The sequence below is a fragment of the Spirosoma gilvum genome, assembly GCF_054776815.1.
On sequence record NZ_BAAHBH010000020.1, the window covers coordinates 1 to 22,051 of the forward strand.

At 48.7% G+C, this 22,051-nt stretch carries 19 protein-coding genes; 10 read left to right on the forward strand and 9 right to left on the reverse strand.

Translation table 11 applies throughout. From position 1 onward, the window contains the following. The first annotated feature begins 303 nt into the window (after positions 1-303). Positions 304-636 carry a hypothetical protein gene (locus ACYVFD_RS33485; RefSeq protein WP_461094926.1) on the forward strand — a complete coding sequence of 111 codons (333 nt, stop codon included), beginning with the start codon at positions 304-306 and terminating at the stop codon, positions 634-636. A 97-nt stretch (positions 637-733) separates the two neighbouring features. Here ACYVFD_RS33485 and ACYVFD_RS33490 read toward each other — a convergent pair whose 3' ends face one another. The 3 genes from ACYVFD_RS33490 to ACYVFD_RS33500 all read right to left on the reverse strand — a co-directional run bounded on the left by ACYVFD_RS33490 (position 734) and on the right by ACYVFD_RS33500 (position 2,654). Then, the gene (locus ACYVFD_RS33490) at positions 734-994 is read right to left on the reverse strand and encodes an Ada metal-binding domain-containing protein (RefSeq protein WP_461094927.1); all 261 of its coding nucleotides are present in this window, start codon (positions 992-994) and stop codon (positions 734-736) included. Continuing rightward, positions 991-1,689 (reverse strand): 2OG-Fe(II) oxygenase, encoded by a 699-nt coding sequence (locus tag ACYVFD_RS33495; RefSeq protein ID WP_461094929.1) that lies wholly within the window; start codon positions 1,687-1,689, stop codon positions 991-993. Before ACYVFD_RS33495 ends, ACYVFD_RS33490 begins: the two co-directional genes overlap by 4 nt. Before the next feature lie 113 nt (positions 1,690-1,802). Beyond that, entirely contained in the window at positions 1,803-2,654 is an 852-nt protein-coding gene (locus ACYVFD_RS33500) for a bifunctional transcriptional activator/DNA repair enzyme AdaA (protein WP_461094930.1), read from the reverse strand. Between the two features lie 216 nt (positions 2,655-2,870). Here ACYVFD_RS33500 and ACYVFD_RS33505 point away from each other — a divergent pair, with 216 nt between their 5' ends. Further along, positions 2,871-3,596: a DUF4386 domain-containing protein gene (locus ACYVFD_RS33505; protein ID WP_461094931.1), complete on the forward strand. Its 726-nt coding sequence runs from the start codon at positions 2,871-2,873 to the stop codon at positions 3,594-3,596. A 99-nt stretch (positions 3,597-3,695) separates the two neighbouring features. Next, the gene (locus ACYVFD_RS33510; protein ID WP_461094932.1) at positions 3,696-3,992 is read left to right on the forward strand and encodes a YtxH domain-containing protein; all 297 of its coding nucleotides are present in this window, start codon (positions 3,696-3,698) and stop codon (positions 3,990-3,992) included. 124 nt (positions 3,993-4,116) lie between these two features. On the opposite strand, the gene katG is transcribed toward ACYVFD_RS33510, so the two are convergent. Continuing rightward, on the reverse strand, positions 4,117-6,411 hold the full coding sequence (katG, locus tag ACYVFD_RS33515; RefSeq protein ID WP_461095039.1) for a catalase/peroxidase HPI: 2,295 nt from the start codon (positions 6,409-6,411) through the stop codon (positions 4,117-4,119). A gap of 151 nt (positions 6,412-6,562) precedes the next feature. Then, the gene (locus ACYVFD_RS33520; RefSeq protein WP_461094933.1) at positions 6,563-7,276 is read right to left on the reverse strand and encodes a lysoplasmalogenase; all 714 of its coding nucleotides are present in this window, start codon (positions 7,274-7,276) and stop codon (positions 6,563-6,565) included. 410 nt (positions 7,277-7,686) lie between these two features. Here ACYVFD_RS33520 and ACYVFD_RS33525 point away from each other — a divergent pair, with 410 nt between their 5' ends. Continuing rightward, positions 7,687-10,290, forward strand: coding sequence for a response regulator (locus tag ACYVFD_RS33525; RefSeq protein WP_461094934.1), 2,604 nt, complete (start codon positions 7,687-7,689; stop codon positions 10,288-10,290). A gap of 116 nt (positions 10,291-10,406) precedes the next feature. Beyond that, positions 10,407-10,691: a hypothetical protein gene (locus ACYVFD_RS33530; RefSeq protein WP_461094936.1), complete on the forward strand. Its 285-nt coding sequence runs from the start codon at positions 10,407-10,409 to the stop codon at positions 10,689-10,691. Between the two features lie 80 nt (positions 10,692-10,771). Here the strand turns inward: ACYVFD_RS33530 and ACYVFD_RS33535 are convergent, their stop codons facing one another. Continuing rightward, positions 10,772-12,310, reverse strand: coding sequence for a serine hydrolase (locus ACYVFD_RS33535; RefSeq protein ID WP_461094937.1), 1,539 nt, complete (start codon positions 12,308-12,310; stop codon positions 10,772-10,774). A 173-nt stretch (positions 12,311-12,483) separates the two neighbouring features. Between ACYVFD_RS33535 and ACYVFD_RS33540 the strand changes: the two genes are divergently transcribed. The 3 genes from ACYVFD_RS33540 (at position 12,484) to ACYVFD_RS33550 (ending at position 16,245) form a co-directional block, all read left to right on the forward strand. After that, on the forward strand, positions 12,484-12,888 hold the full coding sequence (locus ACYVFD_RS33540) for a BlaI/MecI/CopY family transcriptional regulator (protein WP_461094938.1): 405 nt from the start codon (positions 12,484-12,486) through the stop codon (positions 12,886-12,888). A gap of 6 nt (positions 12,889-12,894) precedes the next feature. Further along, entirely contained in the window at positions 12,895-14,895 is a 2,001-nt protein-coding gene (locus ACYVFD_RS33545) for a M56 family metallopeptidase (protein ID WP_461094940.1), read from the forward strand. A gap of 204 nt (positions 14,896-15,099) precedes the next feature. After that, complete coding sequence (locus tag ACYVFD_RS33550) at positions 15,100-16,245, forward strand: alpha/beta hydrolase-fold protein (RefSeq protein ID WP_461094941.1); 1,146 nt, start codon at positions 15,100-15,102, stop codon at positions 16,243-16,245. A gap of 113 nt (positions 16,246-16,358) precedes the next feature. Here ACYVFD_RS33550 and ACYVFD_RS33555 read toward each other — a convergent pair whose 3' ends face one another. From ACYVFD_RS33555 to ACYVFD_RS33565, 3 genes are all read right to left on the reverse strand, one after another. Continuing rightward, positions 16,359-17,714, reverse strand: a complete 1,356-nt coding sequence (locus ACYVFD_RS33555; RefSeq protein ID WP_461094942.1) for a cytochrome P450 — start codon at positions 17,712-17,714, stop codon at positions 16,359-16,361. A gap of 63 nt (positions 17,715-17,777) precedes the next feature. Continuing rightward, the gene (locus tag ACYVFD_RS33560) at positions 17,778-18,641 is read right to left on the reverse strand and encodes an SDR family oxidoreductase (protein ID WP_461094943.1); all 864 of its coding nucleotides are present in this window, start codon (positions 18,639-18,641) and stop codon (positions 17,778-17,780) included. A 111-nt stretch (positions 18,642-18,752) separates the two neighbouring features. Continuing rightward, on the reverse strand, positions 18,753-19,607 hold the full coding sequence (locus ACYVFD_RS33565) for an SDR family oxidoreductase (RefSeq protein WP_461094944.1): 855 nt from the start codon (positions 19,605-19,607) through the stop codon (positions 18,753-18,755). Between the two features lie 257 nt (positions 19,608-19,864). Here ACYVFD_RS33565 and ACYVFD_RS33570 point away from each other — a divergent pair, with 257 nt between their 5' ends. Together ACYVFD_RS33570 and ACYVFD_RS33575 are read left to right on the forward strand one after the other, a co-directional pair. Further along, positions 19,865-21,577 (forward strand): GMC oxidoreductase, encoded by a 1,713-nt coding sequence (locus ACYVFD_RS33570; protein ID WP_461094945.1) that lies wholly within the window; start codon positions 19,865-19,867, stop codon positions 21,575-21,577. A 4-nt stretch (positions 21,578-21,581) separates the two neighbouring features. After that, positions 21,582-22,043 carry a 3-oxoacyl-ACP synthase gene (locus tag ACYVFD_RS33575; RefSeq protein ID WP_461095040.1) on the forward strand — a complete coding sequence of 154 codons (462 nt, stop codon included), beginning with the start codon at positions 21,582-21,584 and terminating at the stop codon, positions 22,041-22,043. Positions 22,044-22,051 lie beyond the last annotated feature (8 nt).

A 22,051-nucleotide genomic window follows, 5' to 3' on the forward strand; every position in this document is an offset into this window, starting at 1 on the left:
TGTTGAAAGGCTTGCTCCAGGCTTTTTTTACCTGAGGACGGAAGGTTTTGATCTGGCTGAATTCACTCATGGTTTTCTGGGTTAGGCTACTAAACTCGCTCTTTTTCAAAACCCCTACAAGATTAGCCTACAACAGGAGAGGGGAGAAAAGTGCCCCTCGTGTTCCCCTCTCCTGTTGTAGGAGAGGGGGCAGGGGGTGAGGTAAGGTCGACCTAACAAAAGTCAATTTTGGCCCTGACAAACGTCATGTAGGTTCAGGACGGCCATGCCGTGATTTGTAATGTAATTCAAACACACAAAATCATGGCAACGCTCACACAAGTAACTTCTGACTATACTACAACCACCGATAAAAGCACACTCTCTGCTGTTGAAAAATTCATCACTAAAGCTGAGTTCTATCGCTTTGGTTGGGCTGTCGGTGCTTTAGCTATTCAGGGATGCATTCTGTCGCCCGTTCTTTTGCTGATCATGGCTAACTTTGGTGGTGGCGATTGGCAGTTTCTGGTCAGCATGCTTTGCTTCTTAGGTGTATTGGTTCCTGTCTTGTCCGCTTTACCCGTACGATATATTTTCTCCGGCTTCGCCGTTAGCCTGGTCCTGCACATACTGATGCTCGCTATCGATCTATTATAAGGACAATGGATAATGTACAATGAATAATGCATAATGTAAAATGGATAATGCCAGATATGTACCTGACCATTATTCATTTTACATTATGCATTATCCATTATTTATTAGCTTTCCACACGCTATAGGCTTCTGGCATGCACACGGCGCAGGGACGATACCCGGCCGCAGTAGCTTCCGGTTCGTCACGAAAAAACACCCGATTTTCAGCCTTCATACGCTTACCCGTTCGGCAGTTGAGCCGACCATAAATTTTACCGGGACGGTGTCCACCTAAAGTAATGGCTCCTGTTTGTATTCGGATAGCCAGTACTCGCAATCGGGCGAAGGGCGTTGGGCCGAGGTCTACATGACGGATCATGCGGCATCGTGAAAAATAAGCCCAACATTGATACGGGTACCCGACCGAACCTCACTGACACCATGCCGCATCGTTAGTCGGTAATAGCCGCGCGAGCCTTTCGTTGGACGATATTTTGTCGTGAACACAACCACCTGGCCTTGTTCGGGTTGCAGGACGATGGGTTTCGATTGCATACGGGGTCGTTGTTCGAGCATCACAAATTCCCCACCGGTATAGTCGCGGCCAGGTTGACTCAGGAACAAAACCGCCTGAAACGGAAAATACAATTCGCCGTACATATCCTGATGCAGGGCATTCCAGTCGCCAGAGCAATATTTCAGAATAAGGGGAGTTGGTTTGATTTGTCCGGCGGCATGGCAAGTTGCCAGCCACTCATCAAGATTAGTCGGGTAGCGGAGGTCAATACCGAGTTTCGCATTCCAGTCGTTGGCGACGGGAGCCAGTTGGGCAAACAACTTATGCCTGAGTTGATCAACAATAGGGGGTAAGGGATAGCTAAAATACTTGTATTCACCACTACCGTACCCATGCCGTTGCATCACGACCGTTTTGCGATATAGATCCGACGCATCGAAGAGAGCCGTTAACGTTTCACATTCATCTGCTGTAAGCAGTGGCGGTAAAACTGCATAACCTGTTTCGGAAAGAGTAGATAAGGTCATTTGATGGTCATTTCCTTCGTGGTCATTCATTGTCATTAGGTAGTCATTTTCTTCGCGTCATTTGTTGTCATTGATCGGTGTTCACTGTTTTCAATCAATGACAACAAATGACGCGAAGAAAATGACTACCTAATGACCAATATTTATCCGTTAACGCGAGCGGCTTCCCAGCCCAGCATTGCCTGTTTGCGTCCGCTTCCCCAGCGATAACCGCCGAAAAGTCCGGTTTTCTTGATGACCCGATGGCAGGGAATCAGGTAACCAATCGGGTTAGAACCAATGGCCGTTCCGACCGCTCGTGAGGCCGTTGGTTGGCCAATCGCATCCGCAATCTGATCATAACTAGCCAGCCGCCCTTCTGGTATTTTCAACAACGCTTCCCAAACCTTTAGTTGGAACGCTGACCCTCGTAGCAATACAGGCAGGGGCTTATTAAGCACCGGATTAGATTCGCCCACAATTGGGAAAATCTGGTCAGCCAACACCTGAACGGCTTCGGAATCCTGATTGAGCAATGCTTCGGGCCAGGCCGATTTCAGAATGGCTTCGGCATTATCGTCTTCATCTAAAAAATGTAACAGCGCTATTTTTCCGTTGATGGCACCCAATACGTACGCTCCGAATGGGCTATCGAATACACCGTAGGCTAATGGCAACCCCGAACCGGCCTGCTTGAATTGTCCTGGTGTAACGCCTTCGATCGTAACAAATAAATCGTGCAGGCGACCCGTACCCGACAAACCCGCTTCATAGGCAGCATCGGAAAGGGCAGCGCCTTTGCGGAGTTGGGTTTTAGCGTGTTCGAGCGTTAGGTACTGGCTGAATTTCTTGGGACTAACACCAGCCCATTCGGTAAACAGCCGTTGGAAGTGAAACTCACTCATGTTGACCTCATTGGCCAGTTCACTCAACGAAGGTTGCTCCTGAAAGGTAGCAGTCAGGTGCTCGATAGCGTGGGCGATTTGCTTATAGGTGTACGTGCTGTTGGTTGTCATTGTATTTGTGTTTTGACTAGACAAAAGTCGCCATAATCGCCCTGGTGGGAAACCCGATTCTTGCGGAGTTTTCTGTGTAATTTCTGTTTGGAGGGTTTATGTCCAAGCTGTGTCTCTAAGTTAACAGAATTCGCAAGTTCGAACGATTTGGACATTTGTCTAAGAGATCAGGCATGTCGACAAACCACATTTGTATCGTCAAACAATCGTATACAAATGAATTCGCCTACATTACCGTCAACTCGTCAGATCAGTAACCTGCTTATCGCTGGGGTTATTCTGGTCATTGCTCCTTATACAGCCTTAACCATGCTGTTCGACTACCCGAATGTGCTGCGCTACGAACCCGGCATCATCCTGACCCGCTTTCATCAGGGCGGTAGTCTGCTGATTTTCGTTTGGTGGCTCTTCGCTATCAGTGGTTTTCTCCTGCTGCAAGCCTACGTACTCATTGGGCAGCGACTGGAACCAGAGGAACCCAATCTGCGATGGGCCACGACGTTGGGTGTTATTTCGGGTATTGTGCAAATCATTGGGTTGTTGCGATGGCCTTTTGTAATACCTGTTTTGGCATCGCACTATGTTCAAACGACCGATCCCGCTACCCGACAGGCTGTTGAAGTCGTCTTTATGGCGATTCACCAGTACGGTGGTGTGCTGCTGGGCGAACACCTGGGCCAACTGCTGACCATTGCCTATACAGTTCTGCTGTCGATGGCTCTACTTCGAATAGCGTTGGTCCCGCGCTGGGTAAGTTATTTGGGGCTGGCAGCTTCAGCGATTTACTTATTGGCTCAGGGTGATCTGTTTGCTACTGTGATGCCTGGTTTTCCAGTCTGGGAACCGGCTGGTTTGGTGGGTAGTACACTTTGGCTGGTATGGCTGCTGGTGTTGGGCGTTCAGTTTCGACGTATAGATGTAGCTGCCGTTCAGAAAGCCTAATTTACCTTCCAACTACAGGTAGAGCGGGTGATGTATTTTAATAGTGAGCACTTAAAACTTTTTAGTAGGTTACATCGGTCATTAAACCAGATAGAACCTATGCCAGTTAACGCCAAACATTTAGCCACGTTTATTTTAGGAGCAGCCGCTGGAGTGGCGCTCAACAAATACGCTCAGACAGAAGACGGTCAGAAGTTGATGTCCGATCTGAAAGAAAAAGGTCTGCAACTCAAGTCGGAAGCCGAAGGCGCTATTGATAACGCACCCGAATATTTTGAAAAGCTAAAATCTCAATTAGCTGATATGCTCAAGGCTAACTTCCCGGATGCCGAAGCAACCATCAATGATGTACTCGGAAAAAAACCAGACGCGCCAAATCCAACACCTGAAGGATAGCAAAATGAAAAACTTCCCGAAAGTTTTGAACTTTCGGGAAGTTCATACCAAATGCCAAAAACAACGCCGGGCAATCTTGTCCGGCGTGTTTCGTTTTAGAGAAAGCTAAAAATTAGGTACTCGATTAAGCTAAGTCAAAGCGATCAAGATTCATCACTTTGGTCCAGGCCGCCACAAAATCAGTAACAAATTTAGCCTGTGCATCCGAGCTTGCATACACTTCGGCCAGGGCGCGCAGTTCAGAGTTCGAGCCGAAAATAAGATCGGCACGGGTTCCACTCCATTTTAGTTCGCCGGTGTTACGGTCGCGTCCTTCAAACACTTCTTTATGATCCGAAACGGCTTTCCAGGCCGTGCTCATGTCGAGCAGATTGACGAAGAAATCGTTGGTAAGTACTCCGGTTTGTGCGGTGAAAACACCGTGTTTAGAACCATCATAGTTGGCGTTCAATACGCGCAAACCACCGATCAGAACCGTCAACTCTGGCGCTGTAAGTGTTAATAATTGGGCTTTGTCGATTAGCAGCTCTTCCGTCGAAATCGTGAACTTGGCTTTCAGATAACTGCGGAAGCCATCGGCAAGCGGTTCCAGTACGGCAAATGATTCGACATCGGTTTCCTCCTGCGAGGCATCCATCCGGCCGGGCGTAAACGGAACCGTAATGTCGTGGCCCGCATCTTTGGCCGCTTTCTCAACAGCAGCACTACCAGCCAGCACAATGAGGTCGGCCAGCGACACTTTTTTGCCATTAGACTGCGTGCTGTTGAATTCTTCCTGGATACTTTCCAGCGTACCCAGCACTTTCGCCAGTTGAGTCGGATTATTCACCGCCCAGTCTTTTTGGGGAGTCAGACGAATGCGGGCACCGTTGGCACCGCCCCGTTTGTCAGATCCCCGGAAGGTAGACGCCGAAGCCCAGGCCGTCGATACCAGTTCCGATACGGTTAATCCCGAAGCCAGAATGTTTGCTTTCAGAGATGCAACGTCGGCTTCATCGACCAGCGCATGATCAACGGCCGGAATCGGGTCTTGCCAGATCAGCACTTCTGCGGGTACGTCGGGGCCCAGGTAACGGGCGCGAGGGCCCATATCGCGGTGCGTCAGCTTGAACCAGGCACGAGCGAAAGCATCGGCAAACGCGTCGGGATTTTCGAGGAAATGTCTTGAAATTTTTTCGTAAGCTGGATCAAACCGCAGAGCCAGGTCGGTGGTCAGCATCCGGGGCTCATGGCTCTTCGATGGATCGTGGGCATCAGGAATGGTACCAGCACCCGCGCCATTTTTGGGTTTCCACTGCTGGGCACCACCTGGGCTCTTGGTTAGTTCCCAATCGAAGCCGAACAGGTTTTCGAAAAAGCCATTGCCCCATTTTGTGGGTGTGTTGGTCCAGGTAACTTCAAGACCGCTGGTGATGGTGTCGCCCCCTTTACCCGTGCCAAAACTGTTGCTCCAGCCAAAACCCTGTTGCTCAATATCGGCTGCTTCAGGCTCAGGCCCCACATGCGACGACGGAGCCGCACCGTGAGTCTTACCAAATGTATGCCCTCCGGCGATCAGCGCAACGGTTTCTTCATCGTTCATCGCCATCCGGCCGAAGGTATCCCGAATGTCTTTAGCGGCTTTAATCGGGTCTGGGTTACCGTCGGGACCTTCTGGATTAACGTAAATCAAGCCCATTTGGACAGCCGCCAGTGGGTTTTCCAGATTCCGGGAGTGAATGTCGCCATCGGCATCATCGTCCGATACGAGTACCCCACCTGGTTTCTCCACACCTTCTGAACCATGGGCATACCGTATGTCGCCACCCAGCCAGGTTTTCTCAGCACCCCAGTATACGTCTACTTCAGGTTCCCAAACGTCGGGACGTCCACCGGCAAAGCCGAAGGTCTTGAACCCCATCGATTCCAGCGCTACGTTACCCGTCAGGATCATCAGGTCGGCCCAGGAGATTTTCCGGCCATATTTCTGTTTGATCGGCCAAAGCAGTCGGCGGGCTTTGTCAAGGCTAACATTGTCGGGCCAGCTATTGAGGGGAGCAAACCGCTGTTGACCGGCACCGGCGCCACCACGTCCATCGCCCGTACGGTAGGTACCCGCGCTGTGCCAGGCCATACGGATGAACAACGGTCCATAATGACCAAAATCGGCTGGCCACCACTCCTGCGAATCCGTCATCAGTGCATGAAGATCCTGCTTCACGGCTTCCAGATCCAGACTCTTAAACTCCTCGGCGTAGTTGAAGGCCTCGCCCATCGGGTTCGACAACGACGAGTTCTGACGAAGAATATTGACTTTCAATTGATTTGGCCACCAATCCTGATTTTGTGTTCCGTTACCGGCTACACTAATTTTTTCAGCAACCTTCATTGTCCCGTTGTGAAAGGGGCACTTGCTGATATCACCTGACATATTGTCCATCATGTATGAAAGATTTGGTTTAAGCGTGAACGTGGTCTGTTCTGTTATTCTCAATTTGTTTTACAAGGCAATACTAACAGGAAGTTACTTATCAATCAAATTGATTTAATTTATTATCACATCGACAATATTTATAAAAGGCGATTGGTAGTTAGAGCTGGTCAGGCACCTCGCTGGCAACCTGCTGAATCATACCGATCATAATCAGGTATTGTGCAGCGGCATAGGTGGTCATTACCAGCCAGGTTGAACCCGCAAATGAACTAAGAAACTTGTCGATAGCAATAACCGAGTCGGATATAATGAATAATAAAGCTCCCAGCATAACCTGATTATAACCAGGTAATCCTTGCCGTTGGGTAGCTAAGATTCCCATACTGTTCAGGCAGATGGCATAGACAACAACGGGCCACCAAAGCGCTTCTAATTCAGGCTTGCCGACGAATGCGGGACGCAATACAATCAAAAAAACGATGAGGTACGCGCCAAATGGAACAGCGCTTCTCCCTAACCGACTACCCGTAATTGGTTGCCCGCTAGCCCGGATCGATCTTAGGAAAGCCGTGCTGTAGCAGAGTTGCATAACCAGAAAAGCCCCCAGCCCCGGCGCAAACAGATCGACCTCCTGAATCATTAGCAGGATGTCGCCCAGCATAGCAAACACCATTCCGATCAATAGCCAGCGTATGTACGTGACAAAGCCAACCGCCCGGCAGAATTGCCAGACATACAGCATCAACAAGGCCATGATCAGCGGTTTGCATCCATAGTGCAACACGCGGATATGCAGCGTATCGCCAAGAATTTCGAGCAGTGTGATGGCTACAAATGTACGTGTGAAGGTACGGGTGGGTTTAATGACCATACTAGTAAATAGTAAAGGAGTGCTAAATGTACAGATTTCACCTGTAGAATAGAGACTGTTCGCTGAACTGTGGCACGGTTGGTAATCAAACGCTTGTATTAGCCGTGCCACAGTTTGTAATACACTCTTCTAGAATGCCTGAAGCAAGTGCTGTGTAGGCAACTGGCTACCCTTAGATATTAGTTCTGTTGATGATAAACTAGGAGTTGGTTAAATTTATTTTTTGAACAAAAACTATATTTATTATTTAGTTATTTATCTATATGGTAACTATCCGATTCTGTACAGTATTTTTATTCGATTTTAATGCCGGGTCACTCTCCACAAAATAGATCGATTGCTTCTTTCCTGACTCTGTTGAAGCATTTAGTAGGGAGAGCCATTGGATTTTGCTGACATACGAGCCTGATATGAACAGAAACCGACGCATCTCCCTGATGGTAATAGTGGGGGTACTGACAACAGTAATCATTGGTATCAATGCATGGCAGACAGTTAATCGGTTAACTGAAATGAATAACTGGGTTGTCCATACCCATCAGGTACTTAGTAAGACCCAGCGTATGCTGGCCCTACTGACCAATATGGACAATGATTTGCGTGGCTATCTGCTGAGTAACAATCTCTATTTTAAATCAGACTTTGAGAATACGAGCCATGAAATGAATAAAGAGATCAAAGCGATCCAGGTGTTAACCGTCGATAATGCAATTCAGGAAAAACGATTAAAGCAACTGGATGATCTTTTTCAAGCTAAGGTAGAGCGGAGTCGGTCTTTATTTGTAGAAGGGGCAATCACGCCAGGAATGGCCAGGTTAGATTCGATTGAACATTTTTTGAGCATTAGCAACAACTTTAATCAGGTTTTAAAAGAGTTCGACAGCTACGAAAATGTACTCCTCGAAACCCGCGTTGCACAAAGTGAACGATCAGCTTCCTATGCTACCATTAGTAATCTGGTGGGGGCTGCTGTGGCGTTACTCATGATAATAGGAGCTATCTACCTGTTATATCGTTCGTTAAAAGAAAGTAATCGGCTCAATCAGAAGCTGACCGAAAGCGAACAGCAAACTAAGAAACTGCTGGAAGCTGTACCGGTTCCTATCGTTATCATTGATCGGGAAGGTAAGTTCTATTATGCCAATCAGGCGGCTACTCAATTATTCGGTGATCAGCTCAAATTCGGTCAGTATACGGTAGGATCCAATGCCGATTACATTTTCCGATTTCCAGATGGACAACCCTATCCTGCTAAGGAAAAACCTACGTATCGAGCGCTCCAGGGCGAAAAGGTTCAGGTCGATGATCTGGAAATTCGCCTGAATGGGAAAGCGATTCAACTGCTCAGTACGGCCACGCCCGTCAACGATGCCCAGGGCAATTTACAGTACGTGATTACGTCCAGCATTGATATTAGCGACCGTGTACAATCGCAGCATCAGCTACAGGAAGCGAAGAAACTAGCCGAAAAAGCAGCCAAGCTTAAGCAGGACTTTCTGGCGAACATGAGTCACGAGATTCGGACTCCGCTGAATGCTATGCTTGGCTTTTCCGAATTGATGGAGACGACCTCACTGGATGCCGACCAACGTGAATACATTGGCCTGATTCGAACGTCGGGCAAGAACCTGCTGACGATTGTCAATGATATTCTGGATTTATCGAAGCTTGAGGCAGGCATGATCAAGCTGGAATCGATTCCGTTCAGTATCCAAATGCTCGTCGCTTCACTGCGGGCGATGTGTCAGGTATCGATTGCTGATAAAGGGCTTCAACTGGTCGTTAAACTTGCGCCTGATCTGCCAACCGTTCTCCTGGGCGATCCAACCCGACTAACCCAGATTTTATTAAATCTGCTCAACAATGCCATTAAGTTTACCAAACAGGGAACGATAACCTTACAGGTTGAGCATGGAGAAGGGGATGTTGATCAGTTAGTTCCTGTACGTTTCGTTGTTGAAGATACAGGGATTGGCATTGATGCCAACGTATTACCGACAATTTTTGACCGCTTCCAGCAGGCCGATGACTTTACAACCAGATATTATGGAGGAACGGGTTTAGGGCTAAGTATTGTCAAAGCGCTGTCGGAACTACAGGGAGGTACGGTTCATGTGACAAGTACCTTTGGCAAAGGCTCCCGATTTGTGGTAGAAATTCCGTACACCGTTGCTCCAGAGCAAACGATGCTCAATCAGCCAGACAGTTCGGCTTTAATGCCTATTTCAGAGAATGTTCGTGTTTTGGTGGTGGAGGACAACCTGATGAATCAAAAGCTAGCCATTCAGGTTCTGAAACGGTTAGGTTATCAGGTGCAGGTGGCTGATAACGGCCAAAAAGCGCTGACATTACTTGAAACGGCCGCATTTGATATCATTCTAATGGATCTACAAATGCCGGTGATGGATGGCTATGAAACAACCCGGCAAATCCGATCGAAATTAAAAAGTTCAGTGCCCATCATTGCCATGACTGCTCATGCACTGCCCAGCGAGCAGGAAGAGTGTATTAAAGTAGGTATGAATGATTTTCTGTCCAAGCCTTTTCAGTTGGAAGAGCTCCAGTTACTCATGCGAAAGTATGTATCGACGAGTGGCTCCGTTCAGAAACTCCCGTTGGAAGGAGAGCAGCCTGCACCTGCTTCAACCAGCTTTTCGATGGAACCCCTCCTGCAGGCAGTCGGCAACGATATGGAATTAGCTACTGAGTTGATCGAGATTTATCTGGCCGAGACACCGGCAGGAATCGAGAACCTTCAACAGGCGCTTGATCAGCAGGACGTAGACACAATCAAACAGATCATTCATACGCAACAGGTACATACGAAAATGTTGGGAATGCATGAGGCTACCCGCTTGATTCTGGAGACGGAAGCGCTGATCAGAGAAAAGAAAGGCCTGGTAGAGGTAGCTCCGCTCGTAGAGCAGTACATAAAGGAAGTCCAGTCAATTATACCTCAGATGAGCCAGTATATACAAACCGGGCTTACCAGTATCGAACAAAAACCGGCCTAATAACTGATCGCTATACATGGTTAACCTGCAGTTTAGGACTGATAAATCTTAAGCCTGACAAACTATTTGGGTAGAGGTCAGTTTATAAACTAGCACTCAACAAAAATAGAGACACCATGGATAAGGCTCAGAAGTTTGAGTTGATGAACAAAGTGGTTCGTGAACTGGAAGACCTGCAAAACAGCCAGACGGCACTTATTAATAAAATCAGTCAGATCGAAGTCGATAACATGAATGGTCTGAACGATTCGAAACTGGAGAAAAACCTTAGCGATATGCACGCAAAAATCGCTGATAACGTCGACTCGATCAATGAAATTTTCGATTATTTCGAGTCTAAGCGGACTCAATTTGGTGAAAAAAATGGCGCTGATATTGCCGCCATTGAAGCGACCCGATAAGACCAGTTACTAGTATGCAAAAGCCGGACGTAGAATCCGGCTTTTGTGTTTTAACGTACTGACTAAAGCACCTGAGAAACTCATTCCTGTTTCTCCTGCAAGCGTTTAAGGGCTTTTTTGCCATCTTCATTAGCTGGCCACAGCACGATCGACTTCCGGTACATAGCCACCGCTTCTTCTTTTCGTCCAGCCTGTTCGAGGGCAATGGCGTAGCTGTCGTAGGTATTGCCGCTTTTGGGGTACAGAAGCGTGTTTAGTTTGAATACTTCCAGGGTGAGCGCCTGATGATTTAGCACAGTAGCTTTCATCAGATCGAAACCAAGCCGATTCATTTCCAGCTCATCGACATAATAATGAGCCGTATCGTCTTTCAATTCGTTGAATTTGCTGATCGCATAATCGGGCCCTTTCAATACCAGCGCTTCGCCATATACCCGCACCAGCGATTGACGATACTGAATGGTCAGCGGTGACAGCCCATTTAGCAGATTGGATACCGAAATCATAATCTGGATAGGGTTATTATCAGTATTGTCATAGAAAATGATGGTTTGATCGTTGGTGAGGTTTCGGTGCAAAAACGTAGTTAAGCCAACGATGTGCCCATCGTGAAAAACGAAGTTGTTGACGGGCTCGGTCTTGCTAGTGTACACTGTCCAGCCAAGCCCATACGAGCGGGTGCTGTTGCCAGCCCGATACACCTTTCCATTGTTGAGCGTCACGGGCGAAAAAGCCAGTTTCATCAGTTCCGGGCTAATGAGTTTCCCATCGGCTAGCGCCCGATCGAACCGCCATAAATCCTGGATGGTACTTACCACATTGCTGGGCCCAACGATTCCGCCTAATTGATAATACGTATAAAACTGGTTGCGATCCAGCGAGTCGACGTTGTGATAATTGGTGAAATAAATGGCCGGGCGAGTGTACCGGGTTGTATTGGGCATGTTCCCAGATCGGACGTACGTATTGGTCATACCGGCGGGCTTAAACACAGACTTCTGCATGTAGCCGGCAAAGGGCATACGCGCAATTTTTTCCACCAGCATCGCCAGTAGCACGTAGTTGAGGTTGTTGTACCGCCAGGTATTGCCGGGCTGGTCGGCAAGTGATGCTTTTTGCTCGATCAGATGTGCGTAAACCGTTTGGGCACTGATAAGTTCGTCGGGATGGTCTTTGATATAACTATCTTCCTGTCGTTCCAGACTGGGCAAACCGGACGTGTGCGTCAACAGATGGCGAATGGTGACGGACGGGTAGGGGAAATCAGGGAAATAGGTAATTACTGGATCGTCCAGCTTTAGTTTTCCTTTTTGTACGAGTTGCAAAACGGCAATCGCTGTAAAGGGTTTGGAGAGCGAAGCCAGATTGAAATGAGTCGTGTCTGTATTTTTTAGATGTCGGTTAATATCCGCATAGCCAACGGATTTCTGATACGTGATTTTTCCATGTTCGGCTATCAGGATGCTCCCATTAAATAGATGATGATTGGCCAGCGATGTCAAAAACGAGTCGATACGGGCTGTTCTTAACTGGATCGTGCTCTGCTGAGCAAATGCAGGAATGGTAAGCGTCATTAATAGAAGGAGAAACGGGCTTGTGTACCTAGTGTTTGTTGCCATGGTCGTTTGAGCTTGATTGAATTGCAGAAAATAGCGTTGAACTGGCATCCTTGATAAGAAATATTTCTTATGTTTAGGCCGTTGATTACCAGATTCAAGGCAATAGTAGGGAAATTTTTTGAGATAAGAATAAGTTCTTAGGTTTGTTAAGAAATTTTTCTTAGGTTTGGCTTATGAAGACGGAAAAAGACGATAATATCTCCTCATCTGAACCTACAAAGTCGGAGCTGGAGATTCTACAAATCCTGTGGAAGTACGGCCCATCGACGGCCCGCTTCGTCAACGACCATTTGAATCAGCATACCCGAAAGGTCATTTATATGTCGACGCTGAAACTGATGCAGATTATGGTTGAGAAGGGGTTTTTGAAAAAGGACGAAAGCCAGATGAAGCACATTTATTGGGCGGCTGTGGAAGAGTCAAAAACCAAGGGAGCGCTGCTGGATCGGGTGGTCGATACACTCTTCAACGGCTCCGCAAGTAGTCTGATGATGCAGTTGCTGGGCAACAAAAAAATTGACCCCAGCGATATGGAGACGTTTCGGGAACTGATCAAAAAAATGGACGAAAAACAATAGTGCCTTATGGATGCAACGCTTTTCACTCAGTGGTTTTCCGAACGGCAGGTTAGCGCCATCTGCTGGACCCTGATTCATTCCCTATGGATCGGGCTGGTTGTGGCGGCTCTGGCTGGACTGGTCATCATGGTAACCCATCGCTCTTCGGCGCACCTCCGTTACCAGCTTCTCTGCGGTTGTCTGATTCTGTTTGTAGCCGCTACGGGCTTTGTCTATTATCAGGAACTGGACATGGCCAATTTTTATTCCGCTAACACGAATGGAGCAGGTGGCAATGCACCAATCGCTGATTTAGTAGCCGGGCAGCAACAAGCAGTTTCTGTTCAGGAAGTACCCGTAGGCACACGTCTAATTGCATTGATCAATGCCAATAGCACTTGGATCGTTGCGGTCTGGTTGCTGTTTTTTGTGTTGAAAAGCGTCAGAATGGCAAGTGGCCTGCTCTATATCCATCGGATTCGGTCGTATAAGGTATATGCACCGACCGGCGAGTGGCAGCAAAAAGTTGGGGAGTTCAGCAAGCGGCTTGGCATTCGGCAGTCAATCACCTTATTACAATCGCAACGGGTGAACGTCCCCGTGACGGTCGGTATCCTGAAACCGGTCATTCTGGTACCGATTGGTCTGTTGACTCAGCTACCAGCCGAACAGATCGACACCATTCTCTGGCATGAGCTAGCGCACGTCTGGCGACGCGATTACCTGATGAACCTGCTACAAAGCTTGGTTGAAACCATTTTCTTCTTCAACCCAGCCCTGCTTTGGGTTTCGGCTCTGATTCGTGAGGAGCGGGAAGTATGTTGCGACGACATTGTACTGGCCCAGACTACTACGAAGAGTCATTATCTGGAAGCCCTGCTAGCTTTTCAGGACTACACACATTCGCCTACCAGCTATGCTATGCCGCTGGGCTTTCGAAGTCAACAACTGATGGATCGGCTCAAGCGTATGATGACACAGGAAAACAAACGGTTGAGCATCGCCGAAAAGCTTGTCCTATTGTCGGGACTGGTTTTGCTGTTAGCGTCTGCGTTTGTATCGAAGGCGACTCCCGAAGTTCGCCAACTGGTGAAAGCGTCCTTAAAGAAGTCGGTCGTTTTCCGAACGAACACCCCTGTTGAGACATTTCGTCAGCCAATAGCTGAAACAGAACGGGGTCAAGTGGCCGCTAAACCAACGCTAACTAAAGCGCAACCAGTCAGTGAGTCGACGCTAGAGCCAGCCGTTTTGCCCGATAGCAACCGGATTTTTACGAGCATTCTGTTCGCCAATAACAACCACGATCGGGCCAATCGGGAGATGATGGTGAAGGATGATCAGGGCAATCGGTATCACCTCAGAATTACGAACAGTCAATTGGTTACACTGGATATAAATGATAGAACAATTCCCGAATCTGATCTGGACCTGTATCAAACCTTACTTCAGCAGATCGACCGGGCGCTGGCCGAAAAACAGCAGCAGAAAAAGGAACATATTGACCAGGCCATTACCCGCATGAAGGCCGGCCGGGAAGAGCAATTTCAACGGGATAAAGAAGCTCGACTCGCGAAACAGGCTCATCTGGCGCAAGGGAGTTTGACCGGAAAGACGGAAATGCCAGCTCCAAAGAAATCCCTTGAACCCGTTCAAAACCCTGACAAGCTTAGTCAGGCATTTAACTATCCAAAGAAGCCGGGTTTTTCACCAGCCGATAGTATCGCTAAAGTGCAGAATTGGGGTAAGAAAAAACTGCCTGCGCCACCTGATATTCGCTACGATCAGGAGCGGGTTCGGGGTGTCATTGATGCGTTAGTTGCCGAAAAGATCGTTGCCCATCCATCGGATGTAGACTGGTTTGGCCTGAACTCCGACGAACTCATCGTAAATGGACAGAAACAACCCGACGCCTTGCAACAGCGACTGAAAGCCCAGTTCGGCATCAAACCCAACTACGGATTATACTACGGACCGATCAAGATGATCGGCACGGGCATCTTTCTGGACAAAGAAGACATGAGCCGTTGACAGTAGCTGAATGTTATAAAGCCTAATAAGTGCGACAATAGTTTGTGGCCGCTAATGTCAAGAGAAATCGTGGCTTATTCCCTTAACCACCGCACCTCTTGCATTTAACAAAAGTCGCTCAAAGTCTTAGTGTAAAAAGTACGTAATGATAAAAAAGCGTAGTAGATTCGTAGCGATTTGTTAAACCCTTGCTTTACAAACCTTATGACTCTACAAAATCGGCTACTGCTTTTCAGTTGTCTGTTGCTTCAGACCGCAGCGCTCCTGGCCCAAGTTCCCCGAATGCCACCCGTTAAATCGCCGGAAGTGACTGACGGCGGATTGATCTTCCGGCTACGGGACCCGAATGCCAAAGAAGTGATTCTTGACATCGAAGGCGTCTCACGCGAAACGATGAACAAAGACGATCAGGGCGTCTGGAGTTTTACCAAAAAGCTCGAACCGGATGTGTATGACTATGCCTTTGTGGTCGATGGACTGCGCATTCCAGATCCGGCTAATCCCGTAGCCAAACCCTGTTATCAGTGCAACGGGCAGAGTCTGGCGCACATGCCGGGCCCGGCTTCGCTGAGCTGGGAGATCAAAGATGTGCCTCGTGGTGTTGTCAGTCATCACGTATATCGTTCGGCGGTGATGGCCGAGGACCGGGATTATTATGTGTACCTGCCGCCAAACTATGACCCCAAGCGTAAGGAGCCTTATCCTGTGTTTTTCCTGCTGCACGGCGCTACGGGTACGGCTCTGTCCTGGATCGTAAATGCACAGGCTAATATCATTCTGGATAATCTGATTGCGGAAGGTAAGGCCAAACCGATGATTATGGTCAACACGCTGGGCTACGGCGGCAACGAAAAATACACGGCCGAGGTACTTCAGGAAATCATACCGCAACTGGAAAAAACCTACAATGCCGCCAAAGACAGAACCCAGCGGGCTATTGTCGGCTTATCGATGGGTGGGGGAACGGCGTTTTATACCGGCCTGAACAACCTGGATCATTTTGCCTATGTTGGTGGGTTTAGCAGTGCTGTTGGGATGGGTGGACCACGTCCTGCCGCTTCGGCATCCACTAATCCGGCCACGACAACGCCATCGGAGGAGCAAATCAAAGCCATGAATGACAGCTTTGCCAAAGCCTATCCGAATCTGGATGAGAGCGCCAACAAACAACTGAAGCTCTTATGGGTTTCGTGCGGAGTCGATGACTTTTTGTATCAGAACAACAAGTATTTCAAGCAATATTTGGCGTCGAAAAAGGTCAATTATAAAGAGGTCGAGACGCCCGGTGGACACACGTTTATGGTCTGGCGCCGGAACCTTACCGACATTGCGCCACTCCTGTTCCGATAGGGGTGTATGTAAGGAGGTAAGCTGTTTACACTTTAAAAATAAGCTAAAAAATGAGTGTGCATTTTAAACTGTGGCACGGCTAACAGTCTCCAAAATCGGAAGATAAGTAAGGACTACGCTAAATGAATTCGGATAGGCTGATTGGGGCGGAGCGTAATCAGAGGTTTTGGTACAACATGCTGATTCGACACCGGTTTAAACGAAAAATGACGGGCCAGCATACCGAGCAAAATCTGCATTTCCATCAAGGCAAACTGATTACCGATGCATAGGCGTGGACCGCCACCAAAGGGTAAGTACGCATACGAGTGAAGCTGATCTTTGAGGCCACCCGCAGCAAATCGGTCAGGATCAAAGCGGTCAGGGTCTGGCCAGTTGTCGGGATCGCGGTGGAGCAGATAAGGAGAAACCAGTGCCGTATCACCGGCTGGGATTGTGTACGGACCAATGTGATCGTCTTGAAAAGCCAGTCGACTCATAATCCAGGCGGGTGGATACAATCGCAATGATTCCTGAATCACCTGCATCGTGTAGGTTAGGGAACGAAATGCTTCAGGTGACGGCAGCGTCGCATCGCCCAAAATAGTGCGACATTCAGCCTGAACTTTCTGTTGTATTTCAGGATGCTGGCTGAGTAGATACAGTGTCCAGGCCATCGAAATGGCTGTGGTTTCATGACCCGCCGAAAACAGCGTCACGCACTCATCACGGAGTTGCTGGTCCGACATACGCTCACCCGTCTCTTCATCTTCGGCCGTCAGAAACATCGAGAGCAGATCATCCTGTTCAAGCTGCTGCTTTCGTCGGTGTTCAATAACGCCATAAATAAACTCATCGACGAGTACAGCGGCCTTGCGAAATCGCTGGTTGTTGGGCGTGGGCCAGTGCATCGGAAACCGGATAGGCGACAACATGCGGTTATTGGCCAGATAATTCAGCGTATCCAGCGCCGACGATAAGCCCGCCAGTTTCCCTACTGCATCTGACCCGAACAGCGTTTTGCAAACGATACGCATGGTCACATCCATAAATGCCTGCGATACGTTAAGAGGTTGTTGCTTATTTTGCTGTGTCAGCTCGGCTAACCAATCTGCCGTTTCGGTAATCATTGTATGGGTCAGGGCCGCCAGTTTCTGCCGATGGAAGGCCGGTTGGGCCAATCGCCGTTGACGTCGCCAGAAATCGCCATCGCTGGTAAGCAAACCATTACCCAGAAAAATTTTCAAAACCTGAAAGGCCGGTGATCGACCGTAATTGCGGTGATTTTCCTGCAACACATGTTTAGCATCGTCGGGGCGGAAAACCAGGTATTGATGCCTGCCACCAACGCGCAGATGCACGAGTCGTTCGCGTCGCTGCTGCAACGTATGGAGAATGCCTAGCGGATTATACAGAAAGGCGAGGGTATTTCCCAGAAGTGGTACACCCGGATGCAACGGAGTAGCAAGTTGGGCGGCAGTTGTTTCCATAAAAAAGCCGTTCTGAATAGAAATCAGAACGGCTATAAAGATAAGCCAGTAGCGGCAGAATCGCTACGAGTTGATCACCTCCCCGCCATTTACGTGAATGACCTGACCGGCGTAATACGAAGCATCTTCAGACGCCAGGAACACATACGCCGGTGCCAGCTCGGCGGGTTGTCCGGGCCGTTCCATCGGCGTATCTTTCCCAAATTCGCCTACCTCTTTCAACGTCTTAGTCGCTACGATCAACGGTGTCCAGATGGGGCCGGGCGCCACTGCGTTGACACGAATGTCCCGTTCCAGCAGATTTTGCGATAGCGACCGTGTAAAGGCCGTAACTGCTCCTTTTGTCGACGCATAATCGATAAGGGCTTCACTTCCCCGGTAGGAGACGACCGATGTGGTGTTGATAATACAGTCGCCAGCAGTCATATACGGCAGTAAAATTTTAGTGAGTCTGAACATGGCCAGAATGTTAAGCTCAAATGTTTCGCGCATTTGCTGATCCGAAATACCCGTAAATTCCGTCTGCTCTACATGGTTAGCTGCATTATTGACCAGAATATTCACATGGTCGTAGGTGTCGATGACCAGATCAACGGCATCCTGAATGAACTGTATATCTTTCAGGTCACCAGAAATTAGTAGGCAGCGACAACCTTCGGCTTCAACCAGGCTCTTGGTTTTTTGAGCGTCTTCTTCTTCGCGAGGGTGGTAAATAAGGGCCAGATCGGCCCCTTCGCGGGCAAAGTGAATGGCTACCGCCCGGCCAATGCCTGAATCGCCACCCGTGATAAGGGCAATTTTCTCTTTCAGTTTATCGGACCCCTCATAATCATCCCGAATGTAAATCGGTTCGGGGTCCATTTTGTATTCCAGGCCCGGCTGTTCGTTCTGATGCTGGGGCTTGGTTTTGATGTCCATTTGATCCATGTCTTTTTTTAGTAGGTAGGAGTGAGTATTAGGAGTGAGAATGCTGACGCAATAGAAAAAATATGCGTCAGCAACTCCTCACTCCTAATACTCACTCCTCGGTTCTATTTTTTATGCATTCACAATCGTACCTCCATTGGGGTGCAATACTTGCCCGGTGATGTAGGAGGCATTTTCGGATGCCAGAAACACATAGGTCGGCGCTACTTCGCTGGGTTGTCCGGGTCGTTTCATCGGAACGTCTTTTCCGAACTGTGCCACCTCTTCGGCGCTAACAGAAGCCGGGTTTAGCGGTGTCCAGATAGGGCCGGGCGCCACGGCATTAACCCGGATACCTTTCGTGATCAGGTTGCTCGATAAGGCTCGTGTAAAGGTCATAATGGCCCCTTTCGTTGACGAGTATTCCAGCAGATCGGCTCTACCCTGATAGGCGGTTACGGAAGTTGTATTGATGATACAATCGCCTTTCTGCAGATGGGTTACGGCCGCTTTGGTGACCCGGAAACACGAATAGATGTTGGTTTCGTAGGTGGCCAGCAGGTCTTCGTCGGTTTCCTCTTCCAGCGTTTTGTGCTGAAGCTGCAAGGCGGCATTGTTGACCAGAATATTCAGTTTGCCAAATTGCCGGACAGTATCCTCAACGATCTGCTGGCAATAGGCTTCGTCCCGAATATCACCGGGGAGAAGAAGACAGGTTTTGCCTTCAGCTTCAACGAGTTCTTTGGTTTTTTGAGCGTCGATCTCCTCACGCGGAGTGAATGAAATGGCGACATTAGCCCCTTCGCGGGCGAAGTGTACGGCCACGGCCCGGCCAATGCCCGAATCACCACCCGTGATAAGCGCCACTTTGTCTTTCAGCTTATTAGCTCCCTTATACGAGGACCGGATGACTTCTGGTTGCGGGTCCAGTTCGGCTTCAATACCCGGTTGGATATCCTGATGTTGTGGAGGAATGTCAAGTACCATAACGTTGCAATTGTTTACTCTGAATAAATCAAATGCAACGCCGGTTGTTTGAGAAATCTAGTAAAATAGTGGATTTTGTGCGCCTAGGTGGATGTTGTACTTTGTTAATTACCTGCGGTCTTTCGATGAAACCACTACCAAAGACAACTTCCTTGTTAAAAGTGATAGCCATAAACTTATTGTCAACTATTTTAACAAAAAATTCATTGTCAACTAGCTTACGTATATTCGGGTACTAAACCTGAAATCTGTTTATAATGTATATCAACGGTGATGCAAAAGCGGCCCGAACGTACGATGCCATCATAATTGGTTCGGGAATTAGTGGGGGATGGGCGGCTAAAGAGTTGTGTGAGAAAGGTTTGAAGACGCTTGTGCTGGAGCGCGGACGCGATGTTCGCCATATTACCGATTATCCAACAGCGACGCGCAACCCATGGGAGTTTACGCATCGAAACCGAATGCCGGAGACGTTTGAGCAGGCGAACCCGATTGCGACCAAATGCTATGCCCTGGATGAGGCAACGGAGCAGTTTTTCGTGAAAGATGCTGATCATCCCTACGTACAGGAAAAACCTTTCGACTGGATTCGTGGCTATCAGGTCGGAGGGAAGTCGCTCATATGGGCCCGCCAAACGCAACGCTGGAGCAAATTCGATTTTGAAGCCAATGCCCGCGACGGGGCTGCTGTCGACTGGCCTATTCGCTACGAAGACTTGGCACCCTGGTATAGCCATGTCGAACGGTTTGTGGGCATCAGTGGGAATAAAGATGGACTGGAAACGTTGCCCGATGGCGAGTTTCTGAAACCTTGGGAGCTGAACTGCGTCGAAAAGCACATCCAGAAACGGGTGGCCGAAGCGTATAAAGATCGGTACGTCATTATTGGCCGTTGTGCACATCTGACTGAGCCGAAGCAAATTCACTACGATCAGGGACGAGCGCAATGCCAGGCGCGGCACTTATGCTACCGAGGCTGTCCGTATGGAGGCTATTTCAGTTCCAATTCATCCACTATTCCCTGGGCGGCTAAAACAGGCAACTTAACCCTCCGGCCTGATTCGGTAGTTCATTCCATCATCTACGATGAACAGAAAAGCAAAGCGACGGGCGTGCGGGTCATTGATACGCATACGAAGCAAATGACCGAATACTATGCCCGGATTATTTTTGTCAATGCCGCTTGCCTGAATACGAACCTAATTTTGCTCAATTCAACCTCCCGACGTTTTCCAAACGGATTAGGCAATGATAATGGTCTGTTGGGCCGTTACGTGGCTTTTCATAACTATAGGGGAAATATTGTTGCCGATTATGAGGGTTTTGAGGATGGCTATTTCTACGGTCGTCGGCCGACAACGGCGTTCATGCCTAACTTCCGAAATGTTCGAACACAGGAAACCGATTTCCAGCGAGGGTATATGGTCGCTTTTAGTGCTTCACGGTCGGGCTGGCAACGCGGTCTGGGCCAATCGGGCTTCGGGGCTGACGTCAAAGATCAGTTGAGCACTCCCGGTGGCTGGCATGTGTTTATGATGATGCAGGCCGAAACCGTGCCACGCTACGAAAACCACGTCAGGCTGAGTACTACCCAGAAAGATACCTGGGGCATTCCGCAGCTCGTAACCGCCATTGACTATACCGACAATGACCTGAAGGTAATGGCCGACTTTTTAGAACAGGGGGCTGAAATGCTTGAAAAATCGGGTTGTAAAAACATAAAGCCATATGATGATCACCGCAACCCTGGTCTTGATATTCATGAAATGGGCGGTGTACGCATGGGCCGTGATCCCAAAACATCATTGTTGAATGCTCATAATCAGTTGCATACCGTCAAAAACGTATTTGTTACGGATGGGGCTGCCATGACCTCAACCGGTTCGCAAAATCCATCGATTACGTTCATGGCTTTAACAGCGCGAGCGGTCAACTTTGCGGTCAGAGAAATGAAACGAGGAACTTTATAACGTGTTGAATCAACAACAGCAAACCAAGGAGGCTCTTTTCGCCCTCTGCGAGTCCTACGTCGCCCAGCGAATTGATACAGCCCGTCAGGCTATGGAAGCGGCTCAGGAAGCTGCCAACTCCGAATCGAAAAGCAGTGCAGGCGATAAATACGAAACGGGTCGGGCGATGGCGCAACTCGAACGAGACCGACATGCTCAGCTATTGGCCGAAGCTCTGAAAGTGGAGCGTGATCTGAAACAACTTCAGCTTGAGAAAACCTACGAGTCGGTACAGCTGGGAAGCGTCGTTGTGACGAATCGGGGCTTATTTTTTATCAGTATTGGCGCCGGGAAACTCAATCTGGATGGGAAAGACTATTTCGCCGTTTCGCCCGCTTCACCCATTAGTAGCGCTTTGGCTGGCCGGAAAGCTGGAGATTCAGTTACGTTCAACAAATTATCGTACCAGATTTTGGAGGTTTATTAGAGTCAGGT